General features: G+C 48.2%; 21 protein-coding genes. 5 read left to right on the top strand and 16 right to left on the bottom strand.

What is annotated here, in order from left to right; translation table 11 throughout:
• Positions 1-305: 305 nt before the first annotated feature.
• The 6 genes from M0415_RS03815 to M0415_RS03790 all read right to left on the bottom strand — a co-directional run bounded on the left by M0415_RS03815 (position 306) and on the right by M0415_RS03790 (position 7,446).
• Positions 306-524: a DUF2835 domain-containing protein gene (locus M0415_RS03815; protein WP_011716791.1), complete on the bottom strand. Its 219-nt coding sequence runs from the start codon at positions 522-524 to the stop codon at positions 306-308.
• 513 nt (positions 525-1,037) lie between these two features.
• The gene (gene pepN, locus M0415_RS03810; protein ID WP_249555535.1) at positions 1,038-3,587 is read right to left on the bottom strand and encodes an aminopeptidase N; all 2,550 of its coding nucleotides are present in this window, start codon (positions 3,585-3,587) and stop codon (positions 1,038-1,040) included.
• Positions 3,588-3,672: 85 nt separating this feature from the next.
• On the bottom strand, positions 3,673-5,724 hold the full coding sequence (gene prc / locus M0415_RS03805; RefSeq protein WP_249555537.1) for a carboxy terminal-processing peptidase: 2,052 nt from the start codon (positions 5,722-5,724) through the stop codon (positions 3,673-3,675).
• Positions 5,725-5,752: 28 nt separating this feature from the next.
• Complete coding sequence (gene proQ, locus M0415_RS03800) at positions 5,753-6,394, bottom strand: RNA chaperone ProQ (protein WP_086017251.1); 642 nt, start codon at positions 6,392-6,394, stop codon at positions 5,753-5,755.
• A 278-nt stretch (positions 6,395-6,672) separates the two neighbouring features.
• Positions 6,673-7,131, bottom strand: coding sequence for a free L-methionine (R)-S-oxide reductase MsrC (gene msrC / locus M0415_RS03795; RefSeq protein WP_249555539.1), 459 nt, complete (start codon positions 7,129-7,131; stop codon positions 6,673-6,675).
• 15 nt (positions 7,132-7,146) lie between these two features.
• Positions 7,147-7,446 (bottom strand): YebG family protein, encoded by a 300-nt coding sequence (locus M0415_RS03790; protein ID WP_088211616.1) that lies wholly within the window; start codon positions 7,444-7,446, stop codon positions 7,147-7,149.
• 206 nt (positions 7,447-7,652) lie between these two features.
• Between M0415_RS03790 and M0415_RS03785 the strand changes: the two genes are divergently transcribed.
• From M0415_RS03785 to M0415_RS03775, 3 genes are read left to right on the top strand one after another with little or no spacing between them, the layout of a single operon-like run.
• Entirely contained in the window at positions 7,653-8,288 is a 636-nt protein-coding gene (locus M0415_RS03785) for a paraquat-inducible protein A (protein WP_011716786.1), read from the top strand.
• Position 8,289: 1 nt separating this feature from the next.
• Positions 8,290-8,907: a paraquat-inducible protein A gene (locus tag M0415_RS03780; protein ID WP_011716785.1), complete on the top strand. Its 618-nt coding sequence runs from the start codon at positions 8,290-8,292 to the stop codon at positions 8,905-8,907.
• Positions 8,894-11,530, top strand: a complete 2,637-nt coding sequence (locus tag M0415_RS03775; RefSeq protein WP_249555541.1) for a PqiB family protein — start codon at positions 8,894-8,896, stop codon at positions 11,528-11,530. The genes M0415_RS03780 and M0415_RS03775 overlap by 14 nt, the downstream gene beginning before the upstream one ends.
• 161 nt (positions 11,531-11,691) lie before the next feature.
• Here M0415_RS03775 and M0415_RS03770 read toward each other — a convergent pair whose 3' ends face one another.
• Positions 11,692-12,918, bottom strand: coding sequence for a spore maturation protein (locus M0415_RS03770; RefSeq protein WP_249555546.1), 1,227 nt, complete (start codon positions 12,916-12,918; stop codon positions 11,692-11,694).
• Positions 12,919-13,064: 146 nt separating this feature from the next.
• On the opposite strand from M0415_RS03770, the gene rsmF reads away from it, so the two are divergent.
• Positions 13,065-14,513 (top strand): 16S rRNA (cytosine(1407)-C(5))-methyltransferase RsmF, encoded by a 1,449-nt coding sequence (gene rsmF, locus M0415_RS03765; protein WP_249556603.1) that lies wholly within the window; start codon positions 13,065-13,067, stop codon positions 14,511-14,513.
• A 325-nt stretch (positions 14,514-14,838) separates the two neighbouring features.
• On the opposite strand, the gene M0415_RS03760 is transcribed toward rsmF, so the two are convergent.
• The 9 genes from M0415_RS03760 to apbC form a co-directional block, all read right to left on the bottom strand.
• Complete coding sequence (locus M0415_RS03760; protein ID WP_249556604.1) at positions 14,839-15,627, bottom strand: TatD family hydrolase; 789 nt, start codon at positions 15,625-15,627, stop codon at positions 14,839-14,841.
• Between the two features lie 353 nt (positions 15,628-15,980).
• Entirely contained in the window at positions 15,981-16,307 is a 327-nt protein-coding gene (locus M0415_RS03755) for a PilZ domain-containing protein (RefSeq protein WP_011622439.1), read from the bottom strand.
• A gap of 6 nt (positions 16,308-16,313) precedes the next feature.
• Positions 16,314-17,270 carry a DNA polymerase III subunit delta' gene (holB, locus tag M0415_RS03750; protein ID WP_249555548.1) on the bottom strand — a complete coding sequence of 319 codons (957 nt, stop codon included), beginning with the start codon at positions 17,268-17,270 and terminating at the stop codon, positions 16,314-16,316.
• A complete protein-coding gene (tmk, locus tag M0415_RS03745) occupies positions 17,264-17,893 on the bottom strand; it encodes a dTMP kinase (RefSeq protein ID WP_249555550.1) in 630 nt (209 codons plus the stop codon). The genes holB and tmk overlap by 7 nt, the downstream gene beginning before the upstream one ends.
• Positions 17,890-18,900 (bottom strand): endolytic transglycosylase MltG, encoded by a 1,011-nt coding sequence (gene mltG, locus M0415_RS03740; protein WP_249555552.1) that lies wholly within the window; start codon positions 18,898-18,900, stop codon positions 17,890-17,892. Before mltG ends, tmk begins: the two co-directional genes overlap by 4 nt.
• Positions 18,897-19,706: an aminodeoxychorismate lyase gene (pabC, locus tag M0415_RS03735; protein WP_249555554.1), complete on the bottom strand. Its 810-nt coding sequence runs from the start codon at positions 19,704-19,706 to the stop codon at positions 18,897-18,899. The genes mltG and pabC overlap by 4 nt, the downstream gene beginning before the upstream one ends.
• A gap of 5 nt (positions 19,707-19,711) precedes the next feature.
• Positions 19,712-20,293 carry a dCTP deaminase gene (gene dcd / locus M0415_RS03730; RefSeq protein ID WP_011622434.1) on the bottom strand — a complete coding sequence of 194 codons (582 nt, stop codon included), beginning with the start codon at positions 20,291-20,293 and terminating at the stop codon, positions 19,712-19,714.
• Between the two features lie 29 nt (positions 20,294-20,322).
• Positions 20,323-20,961 (bottom strand): uridine kinase, encoded by a 639-nt coding sequence (udk, locus tag M0415_RS03725; protein ID WP_011072566.1) that lies wholly within the window; start codon positions 20,959-20,961, stop codon positions 20,323-20,325.
• An 11-nt stretch (positions 20,962-20,972) separates the two neighbouring features.
• Complete coding sequence (apbC, locus tag M0415_RS03720; RefSeq protein WP_249555556.1) at positions 20,973-22,088, bottom strand: iron-sulfur cluster carrier protein ApbC; 1,116 nt, start codon at positions 22,086-22,088, stop codon at positions 20,973-20,975.
• A gap of 160 nt (positions 22,089-22,248) precedes the next feature.
• Between apbC and metG the strand changes: the two genes are divergently transcribed.
• Positions 22,249-24,279 (top strand): methionine--tRNA ligase, encoded by a 2,031-nt coding sequence (metG, locus tag M0415_RS03715; protein WP_249555563.1) that lies wholly within the window; start codon positions 22,249-22,251, stop codon positions 24,277-24,279.
• Positions 24,280-24,511 lie beyond the last annotated feature (232 nt).

The following is a 24,511-nucleotide window of genomic DNA, read 5'->3' as shown; positions in this document are numbered from 1 at the left end:
GTTCTTGGAATTACAACCAACATCTTGTTAGCTCACAGGTAACATCATTGTTACAGCAATTAATCCCCATGAGCAAGGCACAGTTAGAGAAAATTTTCTAAAGAATTAAGCACGTAGACACATTTATGTCATCTACTACGGCAATGGGATTTAAATTAGAAAAGCAGCAGATTAAAAAGCGTGGGAAAAAGCAGGTAAAAGACTTTATATTTCATTAACATAATCACAAAGAAAATATCATATTTACGCGATTGTAATTAGTCGACCGTTTAAAGTAATTGCTCTAAATAAAAATCAACAATTTATTAGGCTAACTGCTCCAACGACACAAATTGCCCTTTATCATCGAGCACCAGTTTGAACTGTCCATGGATACCGTTATCGGTTAAAAAACGCCTAAAATGTCGGCCATTAATCCAGAGGATCCGCCCCTGACGTTCACGCACTTCAACCTTATCGGCAAGGCCTTGGTAGTAAGGCAAAAACTCTCGATAACTTAGGTTTAGCTTAAAATACAATTCCATATTGATACTCAAAATAATCTGCGCCTACTGAACCAAGCAGGCTTTATGGCGAAAATGCGTGACATTATTAGACTCGCCAAAAAGTAAATAAACGATAAGGACTTACAGTAACTCATAATCTAACCGCTACAGCGCTGTATCACTGCAAAACCTTAGACTCCCCAGTATAAAGCGGCTTTCCTTAGGTTTAACTTAACAAGCAAAAGAGTATGACTAAGGTATGCCCCTGACTGTGCATCCATCCAAAAGAGCGCAATTTTCACAGGGTTTAAAAAGGAGTATAGGTGCTCATTCCAAGGTACTAACACATAGAGTACGCATTGATAGCCCCTTACTTCTAAGGCATTTTGCCTAGAACTTAACGTTCAAAGCCTCTATGTGTTTAGCATCTATATTTAGGACACTCAGTTTAAGACGCTCGACATCAAGCCACAAAATATCCAGCAGTTTGCAAATTTTCGCGGAAAACGGCTTAAAAAATAAGGGCAGCAAAGCGCTGCCCTCGCCCAACTCTTATTGCGCTAAGGCTTTAGATACTTTCTCGAATAAGTCCTTTGAAAGCTCTGGTAACGCCAGTAATCGCGTTAAACAAGCCTTGATCTTGGCCTGACGCGCCGCATCAAACTTACTGAATTGGATGAGTGGCGTCACCATCCGCGCTGCAACCTGCGGGTTGAGTTTATTTAAGCTGATAAGGCATTCAGTTAAAAACTCATAACCTTTGCCATCGGCGCGGTGGAACTGATAAATATTCCCCGCAGCAAAACTGCCAATCAGTGAACGCACGCGATTAGGATTGCTCATGCTAAAGCTCGCGTGTTGCTGTAATTGACGCAAGCTATCAATCACCCCTTCCTCATCATGGGTCGCCTGCAACATAAACCATTTGTCCATCACCAGCGGCGTATCGCGCCAGCGGGCTTCAAACATTGCCATCAAATGTGCGCGGCAAGGTAACGAGCCGACATTGGCCGCGCTTAATGCGCCGAGTGAGTCGGTCATATTGGCAGCCTTCTCAAACTGCTCAACCACAAAGCTTTCGGCATCGCTACTGACTCGGCTCAACCAGTTAAGGCACTGATTTTTTAACGCGCGCGCTTTTGTGCAATCACGGTTTACCAATGAGCGATACAGCGCTGTTAACTCATCTTCACAATAGGCGGCAAGCTCCGTGAGCACAAATTCACGGGCTAAGGCTAAGGCATCTAAATCAACGGTATCGGTTTGCTCAATCAAGGCTGAGGCCGATGGTATGGCTAATATTTCCGCCATCAGCGCCTGATCTAACTGCTCATCGAGTAAGGCGCCTTTGAAACTGTCTTTCACACGCTCATCTAAGGTCATGGTGTGATGTTGCTGTAAATGCGCCACATTTTGCCAAATCGCTTGGCTCACGAGCGCCACCGACGCCTCCCAACGCGCCACTTCACTCGAGGCAAAGCGCATCAAATGTACTAGGTGGTCGATTTCAAAGGGATAATGTAATTTAACCGGTGCAGAAAAATCCTGTAGTAAGGAGGCTACGGGTTTATGCTGCATACCTTCAAAGCTAAACACTTGCTCTGATTGAGTAAAATCAAGTACTTGATTTATCAGTGATTGCCCTTTCTCATCTAACAGCTCTAGGCTAAAGGGAATATGTAAGGGTGAAGCGCAGCCCGCTAACGTTTGTTTGAGGGTTAACTGATAAGTCCCAGCCTCAGCGTCAAAACTGTCGCTTGCGGTGACAATTGGCGTACCCGCTTGGCTATACCAGAGACGGAATTGCGTTAAATCTATACCACTGGCATCTTCCATCGCCGCGACAAAATCATCGCAAGTCACGGCTTGGCCATCGTGGCGTTTGAAGTATAACTTCATCCCCGCTTGGAAATGGGCTTCACCCAACAGGGTGTGCATCATGCGAATAACTTCGGCGCCCTTGTTATACACAGTAACAGTATAAAAATTATTCATCTCAATCACAGACTCGGGGCGGATAGGATGCGCCATTGGGCCCGAGTCTTCAGCAAACTGCTGGTTTTTGATGACTTTAATCGCGTGAATTCGGTTCACAGCACGAGAGCCTAAATCCGAACTAAACTCCTGATCGCGAAACACTGTTAAGCCTTCCTTGAGGCTTAATTGGAACCAGTCACGGCAAGTCACACGGTTACCCGTCCAGTTGTGGAAATACTCATGGCCGACCACAGATTCAATGCCGTGGTAATCCTCGTCGGTTGCGGTCAAGGTATCGGCCAACACATACTTGGTATTGAAGATATTTAAGCCTTTGTTTTCCATCGCCCCCATATTGAAAAAGTCGACGGCGACTATCATGTAGATATCTAAGTCGTACTCGAGGTCAAAACGGGACTCATCCCAAGCCATGGACTTTTTCAGGGACGCCATCGCATGGTGCGCTTTGTGCAAATTACCTTTATCGACAAACACCTGCAGTACCACTTTGCGATGACTGCGGGTGATAAACTCATCCTGCAGCAGATCGAAATCGCCAGCGACTAAGGCAAACAGATAGGCGGGTTTTGGGAAGGGATCTTGCCAGCGCACGTAATGACGGCCACCATCGAGCTCACCTTTTTCAACCAAGTTGCCGTTGCTAAGCAGGAAAGGAAACGCCAGTTTGTCGGCCTCGATTCGCACGGTGTATTTAGCTAATACATCCGGGCGGTCGAGAAAATAAGTGATACGTCTAAAGCCTTCGGCTTCGCACTGAGTACAGTAGGCACCATCAGACATATAAAGCCCTTCGAGGCTTGAGTTAGCCTCGGGATCGAGTTGGGTGATGATGGTCAACTCAAATTCATTCAGGGTTGTCTCGATTGACAACTGCCCTTCACTCGCGTGGTACGCCGCCGCTTGTCCATCAATGGCCACACTCACTAAGGTCAAACTTTCACCATCGAGCACTAAGGGATTGGTGTGGGAAGAAGTGCGTTTGACTTTGCTAACGGCTGTTACCAGAGTGTTTTTACCATCGAGATTAAAATCTAAATCAATGGTTTCGATCGTGAACTGGGGAGCTTGATAATCTTTAAGGTATTTTGCTTGTGCTTGTGTCATGTCGTTCCCTTTAACACTTTGTTCTAAATAAGAAAAACGCGCCATAAGCGCGTTTTAAGATACGGTAAACAGGCGCAATAACCGCCTATTTAGTGCCAGCGTTAGCCAGCTTTTTTGCATCCGCCATATCTAAAGTGATATAGGCCGTTTCGTCTAAGAAGGCATCTGGTGCTTCAACATCGTCTTTGTCTTTAATGTCTTCCATCGATTTAACCGCGGCTAAACCATGGGCAACACGACGCTCGTTAGTTCTATCGAGTACTTTCTTCTCATCGGCTTCACGCGAGGCAATGCGCTCACTTTCAACTAAGGAGACAGTTTTCTCTTTATGATGCTTTTTAAAGTCGGCAATATCTTGATTGATATAGTTAAACTCAACATCGTTTTGAATACGGGCAAGGTGCTTTTTATCTAAACTCGCCACCAACTCAGGGGTGATGTCGTTTAGGGTGCCGTATTGCGCCATTGGCACTTTGTCCCAAGGTAAAGCATTCTTCTCTTCCGCTTCACCGTATTCACCCGGCTCTAACGCACTTGGGTAAGCAATGTTAGGGGTTACGCCCTTGAGCTGAGTGCTGCCACCGTTGATACGGTAGAACTTTTGGATCGTGTACTGTACGTGACCAATCGGCTTCTCGTACATATCGTAGATGCGACCTAGGCTCTTATGCTGCTGCACTGTACCTTTACCAAAGCTTGACTCACCGACAATCAGCGCACGGTCGTAATCTTGCAAGGCAGCGGCAAAAATCTCAGAAGCTGATGCACTGTAACGGTCAACCATAATGGTTAACGGGCCTGCGTAGGTCGTCTTGCCATCGTTATCACGGTGGGCAGACACTCGACCATCGGCGTCACGCACTTGCACCACGGGGCCCATATCGATAAAGAGTCCGGTCAGTAACACGGCTTCGGTTAACGCACCGCCGCCATTACCACGTAAGTCGATAACGACACCTTCAACCTTGGCTTCGTTTAACTTCACCAATTCTTTTTCGACGTCCTGGGATAAATTCATATAGAAACCAGGAATTTGAATCACACCCACTTTACGATTGGCGTATTCACCGTCTTTCGGCTCGATGATCTTTGAGGTCGCGGCACGGTCTTCTAAACGGATTTTGTCGCGCACTAAGGTCAAATTAAACGGCTTAGCGTTTGAGCCGCCCTTCTTAGGTAAAATCTGTAATACGACTTTACTGCCCTTAGGCCCTTTAATCAGATCGACGACATCGTCTAATCGCCAGCCGATCACATCAACAATCTCACCGCCTTCTTGGCCGACGCCGACGATCTTATCTTCCGGTGACAGCTTTTCACTGCTGGCCGCAGGACCGCCTGCAATCAAACTCTTGATGACAGTGTAATCGTCTTCGAGCTGTAACTGTGCACCAATCCCTTCGAGGCTTAAGTTCATTTCCATTTGGAAACGCTCAGCATTACGTGGCGATAAATAGCTAGTGTGTGGCTCGATGCTGCGAGAAAACGCATTCATCACCGCTTGGAACACATCTTCGCTATTGGTCTGGGTCAGACGTTTGATGGCGTTGTTATAACGCTTTTGCAGAATATCGACGATCTCAGGCCATTTCTTGCCTGTGAGCTTCAGATTCAACGCATCGTATTTAACACGTTGGCGCCACAGCTCGTTGATTTCGGCTTGATCTTTTGGCCACGCCGCATCTTCTCTGTCGTACTCGTAGGCATCACCTGGCACGGTGAAATCCATCTCTTTATCGAGCAGAGAAAGCGCGTACACAAAACCTTCGTAGCGACGCTTTTGCACTAAATCAAACATCTTGTAGGCAGGGTCAAGATCGCCCGAACTCAACATATCATCGAATTGATTGGTATAAGGCTTAAAACTGTCGACATCGGCTTGCGTCAGCACATTACGACGGTAATCGAGTTGCTGCAGGTAACGGTCGAAGATCTGCGCCGAAAACGCATCGTCTAAGGCGAATCTGTGATAGTGGGAACGAGTGTATAAATCCGTCACTCGCTTACTCGCCACTTTATGCTGCGCTTCCTGCTTGAGAGTGGGTAACTCGCTGATTTGAATCGTGGGTGGTACAGCCCAAGCCGAGAATCCGACAAAAACAGTGGCAATGGATGTAGCCAAAGTGAGTTTTCGCATCAACAAGTTACTCCGTTTGATTAAATGATTACAGCAGGATATGTTCCGCTTTCACTTTTACCGTTAAGCCGCTATCCAGCTGAACATGAATGTCCTCTTTGTTAATGTCGGTGATCACGCCGGCTACTGGCGTCATACCTAACTTAACATTGACACGTTGCTTCTTGGTTAGATCGGTCAATTGTGCTTGCACTAAGTTAACCGCAGGTTCAGCCTTAGGGGCTGCTTTTGCTGGGCGCTCAGTCTTACGTGCAGGTACAGCCACTTTCTTAGGGGCTTTTTTCGCAGGCGCTTTGCCAGCAGGTGCCGCTTTAGGTGCTTGAGCAGCACGCTTAGCTTTGGCTTTATCTTGGCTTTCTTTCAACATAGCTTGAGCATGATCGATATGCTCTTGCTCTAACTCACCGCATGGTTGACCGTCGAGGTCTACACGCTGTGCACCGGCTTTTACCGATTTCAGGTAGCGCCAGCTGCTGGTGTAGCGTCTTAAGGCAACTCGCAGTTGAGTTTTACTGACTTTAGAATCATCAGCCAACCTTTCAGCCAAATCTTGAAACAATCCGATTTTTAATGGCTTAGTTTCACCTTCAGCAATAAAGCACAAAGGAAATGTTTCATACAAATACGCCAAAATTGCGTTGGTGTCGGTCAACTTATCTGTTGATTCCATCATTACTTCCACAGTTAAAAAGGGACATCGAATCCGAGGTGATAAAAATCAGCTTCTTACGAGTCGTTTATCTTGGTTAAGCCCACATATGAGCCAAAGTACAAATTAGCATTCTCGCCGAGTTAACTAAAGTTAAAAAATATAAGTTAACAATTTTTCACGGCTGAACCTATCAGGCTTATTTCGGCAGCGCTCAAAATAAGCCTTATCAGTGCATGCGCTATTATAAGGCGCACGCCACCGATTGCGACTATGAATTATGCGTTATTGTACGCAAATTAAGCAAATAGGCAGTTTTCGAAGCTTTTTACCAATAATTCCAAGCCCTTTTGGTCTTCTTCATCGAAGCGGTCAAAAATAGGGCTATCGATATCCAGCACGGCCACAACCTTACCATCGGCGCGGACTGGGATAACAATTTCAGAATTACTGGCCGAATCGCAGGCAATGTGACCATCAAATTGATGCACATCGGCGACGCGCTGCGTCTGATTGGTTTGCGCGGCGGTACCACACACGCCCTTACCCATAGGAATACGGGTACAGGCCACTTTGCCTTGAAAAGGACCCAACACCAGTTGGTCACCACGCATCACGTAAAAACCCACCCAGTTCAGTTCGGTCAGGTTATCGTTCAGCAAGGCAGAAAAGTTAGCCATGGCAGCCACTAAATCATCCTCGCCATCGAGTAAGGCCAGCGCTTGACGATTCAGTGACTCATAAAATTGCGGTTTCATAGACTTCCTAAAAAATTATTCGGCAGCGTCGTCCTTCTTAGGCGCTTTCTTCGCTGCATTTTGTTTTGATGGCGTACTATTAACTTGAACCACGCCTTTAAGCAAGTTTGTCAGCTCATCTTTATTGTTAGCAAAATAGAATGCGAGCTGTTCGCTCACGGTTTCATCAATTCCGAGCTGCGCTTTTTGAATAAATGGAATGAGGTTGTCGGCGATGTCGAGCATCTTATCGTAGGCATCAGCCTCCTTTTTCGATATGAATGTCATCTTCTCCACCCCTTCTCTTACCACGACAAACTGTGTAATAACTGCCATGACTGCCCTCGCACTGTTTTTATATACAGTGATCAGGATGACATAAAGTGAACTAGTGATGCAAGTGTTCTGATTATTCTGATATTATGAGTGCGCTTTTCGTTGTCGAGATGGGTCAAGCTGTTTGATGTCTCATTGGATAATCTGCTCGTTTACAGATTATTTGCGCAATCTCAATGGCTTTGGGGCTAATTTAATATTTTTATATGCATGAAAATACAGCAGAAAACTCTGTAATCCTCTGTCGTTCCTGCGACTTGGCCATTCGAAAGCGCGCCCTACCTACGGGTGTTAGGGCGTTGTGCCCGCGCTGCAGTACCGCACTTTATGACACACCATACTGCTCTGTAAACGGCATGTTGGCGCTGTGCATTACCGCGCTGGTGTTCTATTTCCCCGCCAATTTTTTCCCTGTACTCGAAATCCACTTTTTGGGCAGTATTCGCACCACAACAGTGTTTCAGGGCGCCTTTGCGGTGTTCGACCAAGGTTATTGGGTCGTGGGACTAGCCGTGCTCGCCGCCGCCGTGATTGGTCCGGGTTTATTGATCCTATCGATCCTCAGCCAGATTTTGATTGTCAAATGGGGACTTGGTAGCCCCTTTTGGCGTCGCAGCCTCAAACAGTTATTAAAACTTCAAGGGCTGCTATCCCAGCTGACTATGCTGGAGATTTATGTGATTAGCTTTCTGGTTTCTTCATTTCAATTATCTGATTTTTCTGATATTTACTTCGGAATGGGCACCTTTTGCTTCACTATGCTTTTTTTAGTCACCCTGTTCTTACAGCGGGAATACGATATTGAGCATATGTGGAGTCTACTGATGCAGGGGCGCCGCTAAGATGAAACAACAGGGGAAAGATTTAGACCTGTGTCTGTGCCGAGTGTGCCGGCAGCTCAATAGCAGTGATAACACTCATTGCAGCCGCTGTGAAGCCGAGTTACAGGTGCGCGATTACAGTAGCTTACAAAAAAGTTGGGCGCTGCTGATCACCGCCGCCATTTTGTTGGTTCCCGCTAACCTCTACCCTATTACTATGCTCACCAATCAGGGGCAAGTGCGCCACGATACGATCTTCTCTGGCATTATCCATTTAGTGCATTCGGATATGTTACCCATCGCTATTATCGTGTTTATCGCCAGTATCTTAGTGCCTTGGGTGAAGATTATCGGTTTGGCCACTTACCTCTGTGCCATTAGCTTTAATTTGCCGATTTCAAAAAAGAAACTCATGGTGGGATTTCATGTGATTGAGTGGATTGGCCGCTGGTCGATGCTCGATTTGTTTGTAATTTCCCTAACCGTTGCCCTCGTCAATATGGGGCAACTACTCGATGCAAAGCCTGCACCCGCGGCCACGGCGTTTGCATTGGTGATTTTACTGACGCAACTTGCCGCAAAAGTTTTAGACACTCGTTTACTCTGGGATCGATTGGAACCTCAAGATGACACAAATTGAATCGCCAAAAGTTGTGAAGAAAAAACTCTTTTCGCCGATTTGGCTGCTCCCAATTGTGGCGCTCGCACTCGGCGCATGGCTGGGCATTAAGAGCATCAAAGAATCGGGCATTGAAATTCAGATCCACTTCCCCAGTGCCACGGGGATCGACGTGGGTAAAACCTTAGTCAAATATCAAGGTCTTACCGTCGGTAAGGTGAAAGACATTGGTATCGATGAGGATCTTAAGGGCGTAAACGTCAAAGTCATGATGGACTATCGCGCTAAGCCTTTCTTAAATAAAGAGACCCTTTTCTGGTTAGTCACTCCAAAAGCCAGCATCACGGGTGTTGAAGGCCTAGATGCGCTGTTTTCGGGCAACTATATCGCAATTCAGCCCGGTAAAGGCAATGCCGCCACCTTCTTCGAGGCTGAGCGTCAACCACCACCGATGCAAATCGGTACTGAAGGGGTGATGATTGAACTGACGGCCGATAAACTCGGCTCGTTGGACGTAGGCTCGCCGGTATTCTTTCGTCAGATCCCCGTCGGCAGCGTGGTCAGCTACCGTTTAGACGGCAACGCCAGAGTGATTATCAGCGCCTTTATCCAAGAGCAATATGCGCGTTTAGTGAAGAAAAACTCCCACTTTTGGAACGTATCCGGCGTGAAAGTCGACGCCAGCTTAGCGGGCATTAAAGTCAACACTGAGAGCCTTGCTTCGATTCTAGCTGGCGGCGTGAGTTTCAGCTCCGATGATAAAGCGCCTGCGGCACAAAATGGTGACAGTTTTGCCCTCTATGATTCCGAAACCAGCGCCCTTGGCGGAATTGAAGTCAGCCTGACCATGAACGATGGCAACGCGATTGATAAAGGCACTCGCATTGTGTATCGCGGCATCACCATTGGCACCCTACAAAGCAAACAACTCACCGCAACCGGCGTGACTGCGGTGGCAAAGTTTGAGCCTGAATACGCTAACCTGTTAACCAGTGACGGGCTGTTTTGGCTTGAAGGCGCCGATATTTCGCTCTCTGGGATCAAAAACCCCGAACGCTTACTCACGGGCAGCGTGATTAACTTTTTACCCGGCACCAATGCCAATACGGCGCTGCCTAGTAGTTTTGCCCTGCAAGAGTCGGCGCCCGATCTACTTAAGGCCAAGAAACGTCAGCTCACTATCACCTCAACTGAAAATATGGGGCTCACTGCTGGCGCTGAAGTGCGTTACAAGCAGCTGCCTATCGGTCAGGTGCTGGCGGTGAAATTAACTAAAGATCTGTCGGCCGTTGAATATCAACTCGAGCTGCAACCTGAGTTTGCCAGCTTAGTTCGCAGTGATAGCTATTTTATCCCCGAGTCGGCTCTGAGCATCGATGCCTCACTCGATGGGGTGTCGGTGAAAACCCGTGATATGGCTACCCTCACCAAAGGGGCTGTGAGTCTTATTCCTGGAAGCAGCGACACACCACTAGCGGCGAATACTCGCCTGCCACTCTTTAGTTCGATAGATGAAGCAAAACAATTCTTTGCTCGGCAGCAACGTCTGTACTTTACCCTCACCAGTGTCGATGGCGCCGATGTCAGCCAAGGCTCACCGATTTACTATAAAAAAATGCAAATCGGCAGTGTTGAGTCGGTCAACTGGCAGAGTAAAACTGAAGACTTTGCGATTAAGATCGCTATCGATAAGCAGTTCCAACCCTTAGTACAAAAACCTAAAGTGTTTTGGCGCAACAGTGCCGTGGATGTCAGTGCCAGTCTTGCGGGTATTGATGTCGCCGTCGCACCACTACAAGGTGCGTTAAAGGGCAGCATCAGCTTAGGTTTGTTGGATAGTTCAACGGCTGAACCGAATGCGGCACTTAAACTATACGAAAGTAAACAGCTCGCCTTAGCCCAGGCTCAAGCAATCAAACTCACCTTACCCGCCTCGGCGAAATTGGTCGCCAAAGCCGCCATTCGTTACCAAGGCCATCAAGTAGGTGAAGTGACGCAAGTTAAGCTCAATGCCGACTTAACTACCCTCACGGCAACGGCTTATCTCTATGGCGATTATGCCGAGCACTTCAGCCGCAGTGATACTGAGTACCATATGGTTGATGCGCAAATCTCCTTAGCGGGGATCAAAGCGCCAGAAACCTTAATTACTGGACCTTATATTGGCGTGTTACCGGGTAAGAGCAACCAAAAAGCCACCCACTTCCAAGCCAAATTGGTTGAGAGCAGCTATGCCAACGTGGCCGAAGATGCGCTTAAGTTTACCTTAGAAGACAGCAACCTTGGCTCGATGAAAGTCGGCACGCCTATCTTCTTCCGTGGCATTAAAGTCGGCCAAATCGATGGTTATAGTCTGTCGTCTCAAGGTAACAGTGTGCTAATGCAAGCGCATATTGAGCCGCAGTACAGTCACTTAGTGAATCAGAGCAGTCAGTTCTGGGACGCTTCAGGCATTAAAGTCGATGTGGGGATTTTCTCTGGTGCGCAAATTGAAGCTGGCTCGCTCGAAACCCTATTGGCGGGCGGCATTAATGTCGCTACCAAGGAAACGACACAAGCAGGTAATCGCTTAAGCCAAGGTGCTGTGATTAAGTTGCAACACAAGGCCCAGAGCGAATGGCAGGAATGGGCTCCGGCTCAATAAAGTCAAGCCTTATCTGTAGTTTGGCCAGTTTGATAATAAGCCTAGCGAATTCGATATCTCTTAAAAATCAGGCGCATTAGATAAACTCTAATGCGCCTGATTTTTATCCGCTAAAGCAACGGTCTACTATCGGTGTCAATCAGCTCTTCTCAATTGCATCCTTAGCCATAGAACCAATAACAAACCGCAATCGCGGCGCAGATCCCTGCAAAGTCGGCCGTTAAACCACAGGCGAGCGCATGACGCCCGTGACGGATCCCAACGGAGCCAAAATAAACTGCCAGCACATAGAAAGTCGTTTCAGTACTCCCTTGGAAAATCGCCGCCAAGCGCCCCGCAAAGGAGTCCACACCATGGTGCGCCATGGTTTCGAGCATCATGGCCCGCGCGCCCGAACCGCTAAAAGGTTTCATTAATGCGGTTGGCATCGCATCGACAAAGCGAGTATCAAATCCGAAAAGACTCACGCCACTGGCAATCAGTTGCAGCAGATAATCCAACGCGCCCGACGCCCTGAGTAAGCCAATCGCCAGCAGCATGGCTAACAGATACGGTATCAGTTGAATCGATTGGTTAAACCCCGCCTTGGCACCTTCGATAAACTCATCATAAATCGCCACTTTTCGCACGCCCGCCACCAGCACAAAACTGAAGACTAACAGTAGCAATACCCCGTTGCCTAAGGCGGTCGAAACAGTGCCAATCGCGTCTGCCGTTAAGGTCATCAAATAAAAGCCACTGGCAACTAATGCCGACAGCAGTACTGCGCCATATCCGAGCACCACGGCATTGAGCAGTGAAAGCCGCTGCACAACAGCAACGATCAAAAGCCCCGCTAAGGTTGAGGCAGATGTGGCGAGGAGTATCGGTAAAAAAATGTCCGCAGGTGCGGCGGCGCCCTGTTGGGCACGGTATAAAAACACAGTGACAGGGACTAGCGTCACCGAGGAAGTATTGAGCACTAAAAATAGAATTTGTGCATTGGTCGCGACGGTTTTGACCGGATTTAGACTCTGCAAATCCTGCATAGCCTTAAGCCCCAATGGCGTGGCAGCATTATCTAGCCCAAATACGTTGGCCGTTAAGTTCATCGTCATACTGCCAAATGCGGGGTGTCCCTTGGGCACTTCGGGCATCAAGCGGCGCAGCAGCGGCTCAAACACAAAGGCAATCGCCCCAACAACCCCAGCCTTTTCACCGATTCGCATTAATCCCATCCACAGGGACAAAACGCCCACTAAGCCTAAGGCAATTTCAGCGGCGAGTTTAGCGCTGGCAAACAGGGCCTCTACCGCGTTGGCAAGTACGTCGATATGCCCATTAAACAACTGTACCGCCATCGCCAGCAGCGATGTGAGGAAAAACACTAACCACACCCGATTTAGCACTCTGCCCCTTCCTTATTCTTATTCATGCTTTGTCTTTATGTTGCTTTAATGACTCGTTTTGGATGGCAAAAGCCAAGGGAGAAAATCCCAGCCCAGTAAGGGATTATGATATACTTGCCGCAGTTGATACACAGCCTAATCCCATTATGGTTCAATTAAATCAAAATTTTATCAATACTATTGCCCAAGAACTGCCCGCCCATCTCTCAATGGATGACTTTATCGCGGCCTGTTCGAGACCACTACGCCGCTCGATTCGCGTCAATACCTTAAAGATCAGCAGTGAAGACTTTAAGCAGTTAATGCAGCCCAAAGGATGGACCTTTGCGCCCATTCCATGGTGTGAGGATGGCTTCTGGATAAGCTACGATGAAGAAGAGCAGCTCGGCAACGCCCTAGAGCATATTCAGGGATTGTTCTATATCCAAGAAGCCAGCTCCATGTTGCCCCCCACAGCGCTATTTACCCCGAATGCGGATTGGCAATGTGTATTAGATTTAGCCTCTGCGCCCGGCTCTAAGACCACTCAAATGGCGGCATTGATGAATAATCAAGGCTTATTAGTCGCCAATGAATATTCCGCCAGCCGCGTCAAAGTGCTCCATGCCAATGTGCTACGCATGGGTGCCAGTCACTGTGCCCTAACCCACTTTGATGGACGGGTATTTGGCGAATATCTGTATGAAAGTTTTGATGCGGTATTGATTGATGCTCCCTGTGGTGGTGAAGGCACAGTTCGTAAAGATGCGGACGCGTTAAAATCTTGGTCCCTCGATGAAGTAATCGAAATTAGCGAAACCCAAAAAGCGTTAATCGAATCCGCCTTTTTGGCGTTAAAACCGGGTGGCAGTTTAGTGTATTCCACTTGCACCCTTAATCGGCATGAAAACCAAGGCGTGTGCGAATATTTACAGCAAACCTATGGCGATGCGGTGCAATTTGAATCCTTAAGCCAATTGTTTGATGGCGCTGAAAAAGCCACTACGCCAGAAGGCTTTTTGCACGTTTGGCCGCAAATTTACGACAGTGAAGGCTTTTTTGTCGCTAAGCTGACTAAAACCCGCTCCGTGCCCCGTCTGCAACCTGAGCCTAAATTGCAAAAGAATTTCCCCTTTACGGAGGCGAGTGCCAAACAAGCCAAAGCCATTCAAGCCTATTTTGCCGATGATCTAGGTATCGAACTGCCCGATGATCTCATTATGGTGCGTGACGATGAGTTTTGGCTCTTCCCCCACGAATTTAGAGACTTTATTGGCAAAATGCGCTTTCAGCGGATTGGGGTTAAGCTTGCCGACCACAGTAAACATGGCTTTAAAGTCCGCCATGAGGCGATTATTGCGCTTGCGTGTAAAACGCTTAAAGCTGGGGCAAAAAACGGCGCTAAAGTCGTCGACGTTAGCGATGAGCAGGCGAAAGAGTATTTGATGGGACGAGATATTCCCCTCGATACGGCGGGCAAAGCTCAAGGTGAAGTGATTGTCTGTTATGGCGGCGCGCCTTTAGGCATGGCTAAACATTTAGGCAATAAATTAAAAAACAGCCTGCCCAGAGACTTAGTAAAAGATAAAGTCCTATTGCTACCACCACAGGCATAATGGTTATAAATCGGCGATTTTTTAGCGAGAAATAACCTAAAAAACGGGGCGGAGAAAGTGTCACTCACACTAAACTCAACTACACTGAGTCTATTGTAAAGCGCACTGCATGGCGCTTTCATCTGTAGCGCACGGCTCTTCAACGAGCCATTCCCCTAGGCCCAAACAGTTGGAATCGTTTTGGGCCTTTTTTTTATGGGCTTACGCCTAATCAAATTAAGCTATTAGGTGTTAGCTTTATGGAGCTAGCTTTACCGACGACCATTTTACTCACAAGGCGTAAGTAAAAGCTTAGCCTTTGCGGACTTCAGCAAGAGTTGACACATTATCGGCCGACTAAACGGGCCGCATCCTTAAACAAGTTAAAGAAGTTCTCACTGGTGTACTCGGCAAGCTCTTCGTAACGCTCTCCGCGCAGCTCTGCCACAAACTCAGCCACATCACGCACATAAGCGGGTTGATTTTCCTGTCCTCTGTGTGGAATAGGCGCAAGATAAGGCGAATCGGTTTCCACCAATAAACGCTCTTTCGGCACTTTGCGGATCACGGTTCTTAACTCACCGGCGTTTTTAAAGGTCACAATGCCGGAGACGGAAATATAAAAACCTAAGTCAATCGCCGCCTTGGCCATTTCCCAGTTTTCCGTAAAGCAATGCAACACACCGCCGACTTTGTCCGCCTGCCCCGCTTTAAGCATGTTGATGGTGTCTTCACGAGCATCACGGGTGTGAACAATCAACGGCTTATTGACTTCAAGAGCTAAGGCAATTTGTTGCTCAAAACACTGTTGTTGCAGGGCTTTGGTCTCATCGGCATAAAAATAATCTAAGCCGGTTTCACCAATAGCCACCACTTTCGGATCTATCGCAAAACGGCGAATTTGCTCAACATCGAGGCCGTCTTTCACATCCAGCGGATGCACGCCCGAAGACAAAAAAACTTGCTCGAAAGCGGCAACCTTGTCACGCATCGACTCGAATCCCTGCTGGCGCACATTGACACAGAGCATATAGTCGACACCGCGCGCCTTAGCGTTAGCGAGAATGAGTTCTAAGGTTTGTTGATCGGGCGCCGCTTTCAGGCGATCGAGATGACAATGTGAATCGATAAGCACAGCAATTTCCACACAGAGAAACAAAAAAGGAGCACAAGGATACTCAGCGATGGGATCGAGGTCAAATTCCGCTAAGGCTTCACTCAGCACTAAATAACCTGAGCTCGGGATAAGTAGAGCCGCTGAATAGGCATCTTTTCGGGCCTCTTTGCGTTGCTCAGTCTAACCATAGCTCGCTATGGCGTACGACAGAGCGCCTTGATATGCCCAAAAATCTGCGCATTCAGTCAGAAAATATTATCAACTTAAAAAAATTGGTTACAGCATTGATTTAGGTTGTTAAATTTAGATTTTTCGACACTCGTTACCCCGAGTTCAGGTTAAATGTAGGCCCTAGCTGACCAAGATAAAAGTTACATAGTGCAGGTTAAGTCGCCCGAAGCGAGCTCTCGGGATAACAGTTTTTCGATATGGTGTTTATGGCTATCAGGATCTGAAACGATTTTAATCCCAATCCCCACGGGGCGGCCGCCCGATGCGCCCAGCGGATTAATCCACACAACCACTCCACGGAACTCGTTTGAGGTGGTCGCGCCGGGTAAACGATAGGCAATAGTTAACGTCTCACCGAGGTAATGGGTTTCCCCGGTGGCGACAAACAGCCCTGCCGGTTTGATAAACGGCATATAGGCGCGATAAAGCTGATGTAAGGTATCAAAATTGACGACAAGATCGACCATGGCATGTTACTTATTTGTTATTTCTCTATATTCTAAGACATAACTTTGACACAAGCCTAAATAATTGACACTCGGCATTGCACTTAAGCTATGACACATTCCCATGATTTTCGCCGCCAAGTTCCCTATTTGCGCTTGCACAAACGCATCTTGGTCGCCGTACTTCAGTAAAATTTGTCTCAGGAGTAAGTATAAAACCTTAAGAGCATCAATGATTTGTTGTTCACTTATCGTTAACAAACTAGCACACAGATGGCCTGACGACAAACTTTGCGCCCAATCTTTGCGAAAACCTAACAAAGTTTGATAGCGACTCGGCTGTGCCCCATCAGTCTGCAAACTTTCGGCCAACTTTAATGGGCCGCCGACCACACTCAAACACCAAGTCACATCCTCTTGGATCTGACAGTGCTGAATTAACCAGTTTTTGATCAACATCTTAGACGGCGCCACAAAGGGAAGCCGCTGGCAACGGCTGCTGATCGTTGCCATTAAACGCGCAGGCGTATCGGAATGTAATAGCAGTAAGGTGTCTTTGCCCGGCTCTTCAAGCGTCTTGAGTAAGGCATTGGCAGAGGCTGAGTTTAGGCGCTCGCAGTGGTGAATGATGGCGACGCGCCGACCACTCTGCTGGGCGGTTGCACTCAAGCGGGTACACAGCTCACGGATTTGGTCGACTTTAATTTGATGGCCATCGGCCTCAATTTGATAAAAATCGGGGTGATTACCCGCATCAAATAGCTGGCAGGACTTACAAAAACCACATCCACCCGCAGGAGTGGGTTGCGAACACATGGCGGCGCGCGCCATAAACACACTCAGAAGTTCACCGCCATAGGCGGAATCGATACCCACGAGTTGCGCGTGGGGGACTTTTTGGGTTTGTAACTGGGTTAAAAACGCCTGTCTTGGCGCATCAAGCCAAGGCAGGGTTAATACATCAAATCCGCTTTGCGTTACCATGCCATCGCCTGTAACACGGCCAGAATATCTTTATGCACTTCGGCCATGGTTTGGCTGGCATCGATGACGACAATCCGCTCATCTTCGCTGGCAAGCTTGAGGTAAGTTGCGCGCGCCCGTTCAAAAAAGTCGATGGCTTGTTGCTCGATCCTATCTAGCTCTCCCCGCTTTGCTGCGCGCTGCAGCCCAAGCTTTGGATCAAGGTCAAGATAGAGGGTTAAATCGGGTTTAAAGCCTTTGAGCGTCGCGTCACTCACGGCTTCAACTAAAGGCATTAAGCCGCGTCCACCACCTTGGTAAGCTAAGGATGAAAGATTGTGTCTATCCCCTAACACCCACTTACCTTCTGCCAGCGCGGGTTTGATCACATTGGCGACGAGCTGGGCTCTGGCGGCGTAGATCAATAAACATTCGGACTCATCACACAGAGGATCGCTTGGGTCAGCAATTTTCACTAAGTCACGAATGCGCTCGGCCAGCGGCGTACCGCCTGGCTCGCGGGTACACACGGGTGCAAGGCCGGTATGTTTTTCAATAAAATCGCGAATAAGGGCAATCGCACTCGATTTGCCTGCGCCTTCCAGTCCTTCAACAACAATGAATTTGGCGGATGCTTGGGTCATTTTTTCTTTCTCTGATAAATATCGACGGCGCGATTGTGTTCTTCCAAGGTGGTCGAAAACACATGGGTGCCATCGTTGCGCGACACAAAATATAAATAACTGACCTTGGCAGGTTTAGACACCGCCTGCAATGACGCCTTACTCGGCGCAGCAATCGGCGTTGGCGGTAAACCGAAAATCCGGTAAGTGTTAAAAGGGGTCTCTTCGACGAGATCTTTACGGGTGATATTGCCTTTAAATCTATCGCCCATACCATAAATGACCGTTGGATCGGTTTGCAGCTTCATCCCCAGATTGAGTCGATTGATAAAGACGCCAGCGATTTGATCACGCTCAAACGCTTGGCCAGTTTCTTTTTCGACAATCGATGCCAAGATCAACATCTGGTAGGGCGATTTAAGTGGTAAACCGGGCACACGCTCCGCCCATGCTTTGGCCAGCTCCTGCTCCATCATCTTGTAACTTTGGGTGAGCAGCGCCTTAGCATCGCTATCGGCGGTGTAGTGGTAAGTATCGGGGAAGAATTTTCCTTCGGGCAACGCAGAATCGTCGCCCTGCTCCATCAATACCGCACTAAAGACTTCGGGGGACAACTGTAAGTGCGGCGCACTCGCGAGTTGTTGTTCCCACTCGGCAATGGTTTTGCCTTCGACTAAAGTCAGGCTAAAGGTTTTCACCTTGCCATTAACTAAATCGTTGAGTAAGTCGGCAATCGACTGCGAAGGAGACATCTCGTAAAGACCGGTACGGATCTTCGCCAGCTCAGGGCGCAATCTCAGTAACCATTTGAGTTTCCATTTGTCTTGGATAACACCATCGGTTTCTAACTGCAGCGCTAATTGGTGCACACTGGTGCCACGGGCAATGGTTAATTCTTTGGCTTCGGTTAAGACTAAGGGGGTTTGGCTGTAATCAATAATCGTTCGATAGCCCCAATAACCAACCAAACAAGCTAAGGTCAGCAAGGTCAACAAAGTAGAACTTGCGATCAGAATGATTTTCTTCATAGTGAGAGTGAAAGTGTTTGTCTAAGATCTGCTGTCAAAGGAGAAGGAGTAAAAGTGTGCGAATCAATCGCCAGCACATCCACTACACCTAAGACGCTGTTAGTGATAAATGCCGAGTCAAACTCCACTAAACGCTCGGCGCCAAACGGCAAACAATCGATATTCATCTGCTGTGCAAGTAAGGCTAACATAACTTGCTCGCGCATCACACCCGCGACGCCGCAGTGCGCCAACGATGGGGTAATCACTTGATTGCCTTTGACAAAAAAGATATTGGCCATCGAGGACTCAATCACCTGCCCAGTGCAATCCAGCACCAACCAATCATCAAAACCCTGTGGTAAGGGCTGAGATTTGATCAACACTTGCTCGAGGCGATTAAGGTGCTTTATGCCCGCCAATAAAGGTTGATGGCCTAATTGGACCGCTGACGTCGCAAGGCGAATGCCCTGTTGCTGCCACAAGGCATATTGGGCAGGAATAGGATGAACAGAGACCACTTCAGTGACTTGAACCTGCTCTGGCGGCGCATAGCCTCGGCCACCGACGCCCCGCGTGAGCATCAATTTAATGCAGTGCTGTGGGTATTGCTTGGCGAGAGTATCGAGTTGTTGGCTTAGGGCTTGACTCATTTGCCAGTCGAACCCTAGCCGCGCAGCGCCCGCCGTAAGACGAGCTTGGTGCTGCTCAAAAAATAAAATGCCATGCGCATCGGTTCGCATCGTGGCAAATAGGCCATCACCATAGGCAAGCCCTCTGTCCATGGGAGCAATGCTTGCCTGTGATACCCCATTAACCCAAATCAAGGGTATTAGTCCTGACTGATACGGCTGGCGACCGCATCTTGCTGATCTTTATATTTCGCGTTTTTACGCTTGTTATAAGGACGCGCCACTGGGCCGCTTAAACGTTCAAAGTTTAATGCACCAATGGTCATCCGTGGACGCAGCGCTAAAGGCAACTTACCACTGTTATAAAACTCGAGCACAATTTTACCCTGCCAACCCGGATCAATTCGGTGTGCAGTGACGTGCACCATCAAACCTAAACGCGCCAGTGAAGAGCGGCCATCGAGCCAACCGACGATATCGGCAGGCAACGTCACGCTCTCATAGGTCACGGCGAGCGCCAATTCACCGGGATGCAGGAAGAAGGCTTCGCCGTCAGGGATTTCGATGATTTCGCTCATCACCCGATCAAGCGCCGCCTGCACTTCCGTACTCGGACCACTCAGGTCGATAAAAGGCGCGGTATGATCTTTAAAGACGCGAAATTGCCCCCCTAATCGCACATCGACACTCACACCAGAAATCGCATCGTTGCTTGGGCGAGGTTCAATCACAATCGAGCCGTTATCAAGGGCCTGTTCAATTTCGATATCGGTTAAGCGCATCTTGCCTTTTACTCCCTGAGTTTTAGTCGTTATTTTGCCAGTAGGTGTTGAATACGAGTCTTTAAAATATCGGTCGCGATACGGTTTTTACCGCCGCGAGGCACGATAATATCAGCGTATTGTTTTGAAGGTTCAATAAATTGCAGGAACATGGGACGCACTGTCTTCTTGTACTGTGAAATCACCGATTCCATCGTACGGCCACGCTCGGCCACGTCGCGGGTTAAACGGCGCAGGAAGCAGATGTCCAGCGGCGTATCCATAAACACGCTCGCATCCATCAATTCACGCAATTTAGGGTCTGTTAACAGCAGAATGCCTTCTAAAATGATCACTTTTTTCGGTGTCATTTTCACAGTTTCAGCCATACGCGTATGTTCGGTATAGCTATAACAAGGAATATCAACAGCTTCGCCAGACTTGAGCAACTGCAAGTGCGTGCATAGCAGCTGATGGTCTAACGCCTTAGGATGGTCGTAGTTGGTTAACACACGCTCATCCATGGATAAATGACTCTGATCGCGGTAGTACGCGTCTTCGTTAATTACCCCAATCTGATCTGTGCCTAAATCGCGGCGAAGTTCGTCAAAAATCGTCTTGGCAATTAAACTCTTGCCCGATGCTGACGCGCCAGCAATTGCAATAATGACACACTGCTGAGAATTCATACCCTTAAACCTTACTCGTCATCTGATACGCTAATAGAAACTGTTTTTTGACTCTGTTTGAGAGCCAATTCGGCGCCCACTTTACGGGCAATTTCCCGATAAAGTGCCGCCACTTCACTGTCAGGCTCGGCCACAACCGTCGGCGCACCCACATCCATGGCTTCACGGATATTGATGTGCAGCGGTAAGGCGCCTAACAGTGGAACTTGATAACGCTCGGCCATTTTACTGCCACCGTGCGTACCAAATGGGTGTTCTTTATGACCACACTCGGGGCATAAATGGAAACTCATATTCTCAACAATCCCAAGGACGGGGATATTCACCTTTTGGAACATGGTGATGCCTTTCTTGGCATCGGCCAGTGCGATGTCCTGCGGCGTTGTCACAATCACAGCGCCACTCACTGGGACTTTTTGTGACAGGGTTAATTGAATGTCACCAGTCCCCGGCGGCATGTCGACCACCAGATAATCCAGTTCAGGCCACTGGGTTTCATTGAGCAGCTGCGCAAGAGCGCCCGCCGCCATAGGGCCACGCCATACTGCTGCCTCATCACCACTTAACATAAAACCAATCGATTGGGCGGCAATGCCATGGGCGCTGGCGGCGCTCATGTGTTTACCATCGAGGGAAACGGGTCTGAAGTTGGGGATCCCGAGCATTAATGGGACGGAAGGACCATAAATATCGGCATCTAAAATACCGACCTGGGCACCTTCTGCAGCAAGAGCTAAGGCAAGGTTAACCGCCGTGGTCGATTTACCCACACCGCCTTTACCTGATGCGACGGCAATCACTTGCTTCACATTGGCAATCGGTGCGATAGAGGCAATCGCCGAATATACTTTTGGTTGGAAATCGATTTCGCACTCAACTTCGTCGATGGCATCCAGCACCGCGAGTTTGTTGGTGAGTGCCATAACAGTATCACGGTATTGGGTCATGCAAGGGTATGGATAGACTAAGCCAAGCTGCAAACGCTTACCTTCAATCGCCAATTTATTCACGCATCCTGCGCTCACTAACCCCTTCGCTAAATACGGGTCGATATATGCATCGAGAATGGCCAGAACGGGCCCGAGAAGATCGTCATTTAAACGATAATCAGTTTGAGTTGAAGACAAAAGAATTACCCCCACCAATAAATTTGCCCAAGTGTACCAGATAATGACAAAAACATTAGCGCAGATTTAACCCAATCGACTCAGGTTTTGATGAAAATCATCCTGTAATCGGTTAGTATCTCTACCATTATTTTTGGCCCACCACGATATTTGAGACAAGATGGCAACTTCACAACGTAAAATTCTCGTGACCAGCGCACTTCCCTACGCGAACGGACCGATTCATTTAGGTCACATGCTGGAATACATCCAGACGGATATCTGGTCGCGTTATCAAAAGCTTCGTGGACATGAGTGCCACTATATTTGTGCCGATGACGCCCACGGCACACCGATTATGCTCAAGGCGCAGCAATTAGGCATGGCGCCTGAAGAAATGATCGCTCAAGTCAACAAAGATCATCAGCAGGATTTCGCCGATTTTAATATCGCCTTCGATAATTATCACAGCACCCACAGTGAAGAAAACCGCGTGCTGGCGAGTGATATTTACTTAAAACTGCGCGCTAATGGCTATATCAAGAGCAAGAGCATTTCTCAGTTATTTGACCCTGAAAAGTCGATGTTCCTGCCAGACCGCTTCGTCAAAGGCACCTGCCCTAAGTGTAAGTCACCGGATCAGTACGGCGATAACTGTGATGCCTGCGGCGCAACTTACAGTCCAACTGAGCTGATTAACCCTAAGTCAGCCGTCTCTGGTGCGACGCCTGTGATGAAGGACACTGAGCACTTTTTCTTCGACTTACCCGCCTTCGAAGACATGCTCAAAGAGTGGACTCGCTCGGGTGCACTGCAAACCGAAATGGCCAACAAACTCGACGAATGGTTCGAACAGGGACTGCAGCAATGGGATATTACCCGCGATGCGCCTTACTTTGGCTTTGAGATCCCAGATGCACCGGGCAAATACTTCTACGTATGGTTAGATGCGCCTATCGGTTATATGGGCTCATTCAAAAACCTCTGTGACAAACGTCCCGAGCTGAGTTTTGACGAATTTTGGGCGAAGGATTCTAAGGCCGAAGTTTATCACTTTATCGGTAAAGACATCGTTTACTTCCACAGTCTGTTCTGGCCAGCCATGCTCCATGGCTCGGGCTACCGTCAGCCTAACAGCGTCTACGCCCACGGTTATGTAACAGTAAACGGCGCTAAGATGTCTAAATCTAAGGGCACCTTTATTAAGGCGCGCACCTATTTAGACCACTTAGATCCTGAATACTTACGCTACTACTACGCCGCCAAGCTGAGCAGCCGTATCGACGATCTCGATCTGAATTTAGAAGACTTCGTACAACGCGTAAACTCAGACTTAGTGGGTAAGCTGGTGAATCTAGCATCTCGTACCGCGGGTTTTATCACTAAGCGTTTCGATGGCAAGTTGGCCAAGATTGCCGACACTACGCTCACAGATGCGTTTTTAGCTAAGCAAGAGCAAATCGCCGAGTTCTATGAAACCCGCGAATACGGTAAAGCGATGCGCGAAATCATGGCATTGGCCGATATCGCCAACGGTTTTGTCGCCGATGCCGCGCCTTGGCAGTTAGTGAAGCAAGACGATCAACAGGAAGCGGCGCACCAAGTGTGTTCGAATGCCCTGAACCTGTTCCGCATTCTGGTCACTTACTTAAAACCTGTGTTGCCACGTTTAGCGTTGGATGTTGAAGCCTTCTTCCAACAGACCTTAACTTGGGATGCGCTAAACCAAGATATGGCTGGCCATGAAATTGCACCATTCAAAGCCATGATGCAACGTGTTGAATTAGACAAGGTTAACGCTATGGTGGCCGACTCTAAAGAAAACCTGCAAGCCACGAGCGAGCCAGAAGCACCTAAGGGCCCATTGGCGACCGATCCGATTAGCGACACCATCAACTTTGAAGATTTCGCTAAAATCGATCTGCGTATTGCGCGTATCGTCAAAGCCGAGCATGTGGCCGAAGCCGACAAACTGTTAAAACTGCAATTGGATATCGGCGGCGAGACCCGTCAGGTATTTGCAGGCATTAAATCGGCCTACTCGCCTGAGGATCTCGAAGGTAAGCTGACAGTGATGGTCGCTAACCTTGCGCCACGTAAGATGCGTTTTGGCATGTCAGAAGGCATGGTACTGGCAGCAGGCCCAGGTGGTAGCGATTTGTGGATTTTAGAACCCCACGAAGGCGCACAACCTGGCATGCGTGTGAAGTAAGCTAGGCTAAACACGAGTCAAGCTACAGCTAAATCGACATAAGGCCGCATTTAATGCGGCCTTATTTGTTGGTAAAAACATCCCGTTACGCTTTTCTGGAAACGTAAGTTGATGTGCTCTCGACAAGCGACTCACTGTGCGACACTATCGCGCCTGTGGCTAAAGTTGCTCTATCTAGTGAGCGGTGATGACTAAACAGTAATGGCTGAGTGTAATAGCTAAGCGCACTATT

Source organism: Shewanella sp. 10B (genome assembly GCF_023475885.1).
In the GTDB taxonomy this organism is placed as follows: Bacteria; Pseudomonadota; Gammaproteobacteria; order Enterobacterales; family Shewanellaceae; genus Shewanella; species Shewanella mangrovisoli.
Note: the sequence above shows the minus strand (reverse complement) of the source record. Positions and strands in the feature narration are given on the sequence as shown.

Bases quoted from the DNA above. Each gene is read 5' to 3' on its own strand.
- M0415_RS03815 (WP_011716791.1), bottom strand. From the start codon at position 524: ATGGAATTGTATTTTAAGCTAAACCTAAGTTATCGAGAGTTTTTGCCT.
- pepN (WP_249555535.1), bottom strand. From the start codon at position 3,587: ATGACACAAGCACAAGCAAAATACCTTAAAGATTATCAAGCTCCCCAG.
- prc (WP_249555537.1), bottom strand. From the start codon at position 5,724: ATGCGAAAACTCACTTTGGCTACATCCATTGCCACTGTTTTTGTCGGA.
- proQ (WP_086017251.1), bottom strand. From the start codon at position 6,394: ATGGAATCAACAGATAAGTTGACCGACACCAACGCAATTTTGGCGTAT.
- msrC (WP_249555539.1), bottom strand. From the start codon at position 7,131: ATGAAACCGCAATTTTATGAGTCACTGAATCGTCAAGCGCTGGCCTTA.
- M0415_RS03790 (WP_088211616.1), bottom strand. From the start codon at position 7,446: ATGGCAGTTATTACACAGTTTGTCGTGGTAAGAGAAGGGGTGGAGAAG.
- M0415_RS03785 (WP_011716786.1), top strand. From the start codon at position 7,653: ATGCATGAAAATACAGCAGAAAACTCTGTAATCCTCTGTCGTTCCTGC.
- M0415_RS03780 (WP_011716785.1), top strand. From the start codon at position 8,290: ATGAAACAACAGGGGAAAGATTTAGACCTGTGTCTGTGCCGAGTGTGC.
- M0415_RS03775 (WP_249555541.1), top strand. From the start codon at position 8,894: ATGACACAAATTGAATCGCCAAAAGTTGTGAAGAAAAAACTCTTTTCG.
- rsmF (WP_249556603.1), top strand. From the start codon at position 13,065: ATGGTTCAATTAAATCAAAATTTTATCAATACTATTGCCCAAGAACTG.
- M0415_RS03755 (WP_011622439.1), bottom strand. From the start codon at position 16,307: ATGGTCGATCTTGTCGTCAATTTTGATACCTTACATCAGCTTTATCGC.
- holB (WP_249555548.1), bottom strand. From the start codon at position 17,270: ATGGTAACGCAAAGCGGATTTGATGTATTAACCCTGCCTTGGCTTGAT.
- tmk (WP_249555550.1), bottom strand. From the start codon at position 17,893: ATGACCCAAGCATCCGCCAAATTCATTGTTGTTGAAGGACTGGAAGGC.
- mltG (WP_249555552.1), bottom strand. From the start codon at position 18,900: ATGAAGAAAATCATTCTGATCGCAAGTTCTACTTTGTTGACCTTGCTG.
- dcd (WP_011622434.1), bottom strand. From the start codon at position 20,293: ATGCGCTTAACCGATATCGAAATTGAACAGGCCCTTGATAACGGCTCG.
- udk (WP_011072566.1), bottom strand. From the start codon at position 20,961: ATGAATTCTCAGCAGTGTGTCATTATTGCAATTGCTGGCGCGTCAGCA.
- metG (WP_249555563.1), top strand. From the start codon at position 22,249: ATGGCAACTTCACAACGTAAAATTCTCGTGACCAGCGCACTTCCCTAC.